The organism is Acetatifactor sp. (assembly GCF_982438285.1).
Genome location: NZ_CEWDFQ010000248.1, coordinates 1 through 4,696 on the forward strand (window position 1 = coordinate 1; position 4,696 = coordinate 4,696).

5 protein-coding genes and 1 pseudogene are annotated in these 4,696 nt (G+C 45.5%); 1 reads left to right on the forward strand and 5 read right to left on the reverse strand.

What is annotated here, in order from left to right; all coding sequences use genetic code 11:
* The 5 genes and pseudogenes from AC1WIP_RS11620 to AC1WIP_RS11640 form a co-directional block, all read right to left on the reverse strand.
* Nucleotides 1–297, reverse strand: a pseudogene (locus tag AC1WIP_RS11620) (hypothetical protein); the annotation flags it as partial.
* 260 nt (nt 298–557) lie between these two features.
* Nucleotides 558–815 (reverse strand): KTSC domain-containing protein, encoded by a 258-nt coding sequence (locus AC1WIP_RS11625; protein WP_318702871.1) that lies wholly within the window; start codon nt 813–815, stop codon nt 558–560.
* Between the two features lie 202 nt (nt 816–1,017).
* Nucleotides 1,018–1,524, reverse strand: a complete 507-nt coding sequence (locus AC1WIP_RS11630; protein WP_481141981.1) for a hypothetical protein — start codon at nt 1,522–1,524, stop codon at nt 1,018–1,020.
* Nucleotides 1,525–1,672: 148 nt separating this feature from the next.
* Complete coding sequence (locus AC1WIP_RS11635) at nt 1,673–2,620, reverse strand: hypothetical protein (RefSeq protein WP_481141982.1); 948 nt, start codon at nt 2,618–2,620, stop codon at nt 1,673–1,675.
* A 36-nt stretch (nt 2,621–2,656) separates the two neighbouring features.
* Nucleotides 2,657–3,208, reverse strand: a complete 552-nt coding sequence (locus AC1WIP_RS11640) for an RNA polymerase sigma factor (RefSeq protein ID WP_481141983.1) — start codon at nt 3,206–3,208, stop codon at nt 2,657–2,659.
* Between the two features lie 438 nt (nt 3,209–3,646).
* On the opposite strand from AC1WIP_RS11640, the gene AC1WIP_RS11645 reads away from it, so the two are divergent.
* Nucleotides 3,647–4,675 carry a 3-deoxy-7-phosphoheptulonate synthase gene (locus tag AC1WIP_RS11645; protein WP_481141984.1) on the forward strand — a complete coding sequence of 343 codons (1,029 nt, stop codon included), beginning with the start codon at nt 3,647–3,649 and terminating at the stop codon, nt 4,673–4,675.
* The last annotated feature ends 21 nt before the right edge of the window (nt 4,676–4,696 follow it).

The window sequence follows — 4,696 nt, forward strand, 5'->3', positions numbered from 1 at the left end:
ATCCACCATTCCCGCACCGCCTCTCCCATAAAGGCTTGGCTCCACATCATAGATATATCCCTGTCTGCCGCTCTCTTTCGTCTCTTCCAGACACACGTCCAGCCGCGCCCCATGTAAATCCGTGTCGCATCCATAGTAAGTTCTCTGTGCTATGATCTCTAATCTTCCAAGGCTCCTCCCAAGTATCATCCCCAGCAATATCCTGCAGAATTGCTCTCCAATTTCCGGATGTGTCACCATGGTATTGAACAAAAAATCATCCAGCAGATTCAGCTCTTTCAGTTTTCTTTTTTCCACAGCTTTCCCCTTTCGTACTTTGGCAGATGCAAAGACAAAGGGTCCTGTGAAAGCTCTCTCCCCTTCCGTGCATCCCGCCTTATTTATTATTTTGTCTATGGGATTTGCAACCGAAGCGGTTAAGAACCTTCCCTGATGTGTAGCTTTATCGTAGCAAATTGCAGGCATCCTGTCAAGCGCGAAAGTGCCGCAAAATCACCTTATTTGATGATTTTGCGACACTCCCAATTCCCCAAAAACAACTCTTGCTTGCCGCTTAATTAATATTTTGGCGTCCATATCCTTCTTTCATCAAAGCGTCCCTTAATATTCCTGTGATAGAACATGTCCGGCCTTGCTTCTCCCTTAAATGTGTACCAAAGCTCCTCCGGTACACCGGAATACTGCCACACTTCTCCGCCGCGCCAAAATCTTACCTCCAGCACCTCGCATTGAGCGTCATACGCCGCCGTGTCAATGTGTGTGCCGCCAAATTTGAAATGTTTAATGATAAAAGCCCCTTTCCTTACAATTGTCAACCCGGGCTATTACGCCCAACCAATGTATTCATCGCCATCTGCGATCCGTCCACCGTAGAATTCCCCAATTCACGTATGACAATTCCCACCCACTAAGACAATTGCATTTGTTCCTGTTGTATCAAAAACCTGTTATGTAAAAATCCTGAAAATTCCCCTTAAAAATTTTCGGACATCCCATTTCCCTTTTTACTTGTTTTACTTAATAATTGTACACAAACGCTCCAGTATCGCTGGTTCCTTCCTTGTAGCCATCCACATTTGCATAATGTACGCAAGTGATCTTGTAGGTTTCTCCTTTTTCAGCACCTTCATACAAAACACTGCAAACCATATTGCTCACATTGGTAAGTTCTCCGCCGCTGGAGGTGCCCACTGTCTGCCAGCCGTACCACACCTTCTTCTGGATTTTGATATCCTTCACCCCAATGACAGAGGAAACACCATAGCTTTGTGTCTGAATCTGAATCAGCATACCACTGTCACTGCCACTGATGTCAATAGAACAACTTCCAAAAAGCGTCTGCAGGCTAGGAGCGTTTTCATCCACCGGCAAGGCATGAACCGAAGCCTCCAGCACCTGCACCTCCTCATATCCCGTGTCCGCCTCTGCAGCCAAGGCCTGTGTACAGGGAGCAGACACCAGAAACAATGCCGCCAACGCCGTACAGAAAAATCTCCGCACTCTCCTTTTGATCCTTCCGTTCATTCTAAGTACTCCTTTTTCTTTTGTAACTTTGTAATCGAAGGGTTTTCTTCCTCCTTCCCTCATCGTGTCTTCCAATTTTACCCTTCTACTTAATATATGTCCCGAAAAAGCAGTTTATTACAAAAAAAATAAAATTTTTTTAATTTTTCTATTTTCCCGACACAAAAGCATAATATTCCCTGGCCGCCTCCTCAGCAAACGCCAAATCTCCTTTGCTCTGCACACAATATTGTCCACTTCCTAAATAAAAATAGAGAGTGTACACTTTCTCCCCCTGTTCCTCCTGAATTAAAACATCCAACTGCATTTCTCCCTCCTCAATGCTGTAGAGATACTCTGCATCCAGATAGGGCTGTCTGTTATAGGAAACCACATTTTCATAGTCCTTAACACTGAATTTCAAAATATTTCCATTCTCCCTCTTCTCAAATAGAGACGATACAGCCACATATGTATCAGTTTCTGTGGCTTCGATTCTCTTTAAGACATATCCTTCCAAGGTGCCCATTTCCTCCGGCTGGATTTCGTATTGCCTATATGGCTCCGGCACCTCATCCCAGCTTTCGTAGGTTGCTGTCCCCTCAATACTTGTTCCAGTCTCCAGACTGTCCGGTGACGTAATGATCGTAACACCCGTCTCATCCCGCTTCAGCCAATGGAAAAATCCACCGTTTCTCTCGGCGTTGACGCCCACCGCTCCCCCTACGGTGAATACTGCCACAAATAAGGCCGCAGCAGAAAAGCCCACAACCAGCCTTCTCTTTGCTCCCATTTTTCTGCCAAGCCCTGGAACAAATTTCCGGCGTCCCTTTTCTTCCGCCTTGTGCAGAGTCTCCTGTTCTCTCAGGGCTGAAATTTCGGCCTCATCCGCCTCCCACTGGTCCCGGTGGACCCGGAAACGGGCATAAGCCTCCTTCATGCTTTCTTCAGGTTCCCTGTTTTCCTCCTCTAAAACCTCCAAGAGCTTCACCATGGCCGCCATTTCCTTCGGGTCAATCTCTTCCTCGGAAGCTTCAAAGGTATACCATCGCAGCCGCTCCCTGATTTCCTTGATAATCGTTTCCTTACCCTTTTGATTTTTATACTCCCTGTTCATTTCCTACATCCATTTCCTCCATTTCCCTTTTACACATCAAAACATCATGAAGTCCTTCACCAGCATACAAAGATTTTCCAGAATACCGCTCATGGCAAAGGACAAAAAGCTCACCGCCAGGATTTCCTTTCTCAGCTTATGGATTACACGGCTGATTCTCACTCTTGCATTGTTTTCTGAAATCCCCTCCAGTCTGGCAATCTCCTGAATAGTATATCCCCACAGATAATATCTCTTAAACCGCAGACGTTCCTCCTCATTCAGCGTTTTCTCCAAAATCACATCCAGCTCCTTCGTCTCCAGAGCGTAATCCTCCCTGGAGGGTTCCACGCCATCATCCAAAGAAATCGTTTCCAGTTTGTTAAATCTTTTCCTGATGTTGCGAATTTTATAGCATGCAGTGCGTATCAGCCATCCACCCTGATTTGGATGTTCTCTGATAATGTCAAATTTCCTCCACGCCTCCAAAAATGTGTCTTGTACCACATCTTCCGCAAAAGAGCTGCTGCCGAGAATTGTCCTCACATATCTTTGCACCGTTTTATAGTGCTCCTCATACATTTTTACAAATTCAGCTTCTTTATCCATTTCCTTATCCGCCTGCTTTGTTCAGCTATCTTTTGTATAATACTAATTTACCATTATTTTCCAAAAATTCTACCACTAATTTAGAAAACGTGGACTGGCTTCTGCATCCCACAGCATAATACAGCCTCTGTAAATTTCCGGGGCAGCGGCATCAGATGCTTTGCGGACTTTTTATCGAAAAAAAGACAACATCCCTTGGGGGTGGGATGTTGTCCAAAAAAGGGGAGGTTTTGTTAAAAAACCTACGCTTATTGTACACTATGATTTTCAAAAAGAAAATGTATTTTTTTTATAAAATTTTGTATTATCTTGCGTTTATTTCTGTCCAATGATGACAATACATACTTGCATCCCTTGCAGGTTTTTCCGATCTATACTATAATAGTAAGGATTTTACAGAACGAAAGAAAGGATTTGCCTCCGGCATGGTAAAATAAAATGAGTTTTGAATTTATCAAGAAGCTGCCCACTCCGGCAGAGATTCGTGAAAAATATCCGCTTCCCCCTTCCCTTGTAAAAGTGAAGGAAGAGCGGGACGCACAAATTCGCGATGTAATTACTGGCAAGAGCAACAAGTTTCTGGTAATCATAGGCCCTTGCTCCGCAGACAACGAGGATTCCGTATGCGATTATGTAAATCGTCTGGCAAAGGTCAGCGAAAAAGTAAAGGACAAGCTGATTTTGATTCCCAGAATCTACACAAACAAGCCGCGCACTACCGGGGAGGGCTATAAAGGAATTGTGCATCAGCCGGACCCTGAGAAAAAGCCCGACTTTTTGGCCGGCCTGATTGCTATGCGGAAAATGCACATCAGAGCCATGGAGGAAACCGGCCTCACAGCTGCGGACGAAATGCTTTACCCTGAAAACTGGCGGTATGTTTCGGATATTTTGTCCTATGTTGCCATCGGCGCCCGCTCCGTGGAGGATCAGCAGCACCGTCTGACGGTCAGCGGCTTCGACGTCCCCTCCGGCATGAAAAATCCCACCAGCGGCGATTTTTCCGTTATGCTCAATTCCGTGTATGCGGCCCAGCATCCCCATTCTTTTATTTACCGGGGCTGGGAGGTAAACACCACAGGAAATGATCTGGCCCACACGGTACTCCGGGGCGCAACAAACAAGCACGGGCACAATATTCCCAACTACCACTATGAGGATTTAAACCGTCTTTTGGAGATGTATGGCAAGATGGACTTGAAAAATCCTGCCTGTGTGATAGACGTAAACCATTCCAATTCCAACAAGCAGTTTGAGCAGCAAATCCGCATTGCCAAGGAAGTAATGCACAGCCGCAGGCTCAATGCGGACATCCACACGCTGGTAAAGGGTCTTATGATTGAAAGCTATATCGAGGAAGGCTGCCAGAAGGTTGGCGGCGGCGTGTACGGTAAATCTATCACCGATCCCTGCCTAGGCTGGGAGGATTCTGAAAAATTGATTTATGATATCGCAGAATATGACTGAAGCGCCTAAAAGATTTTCAGC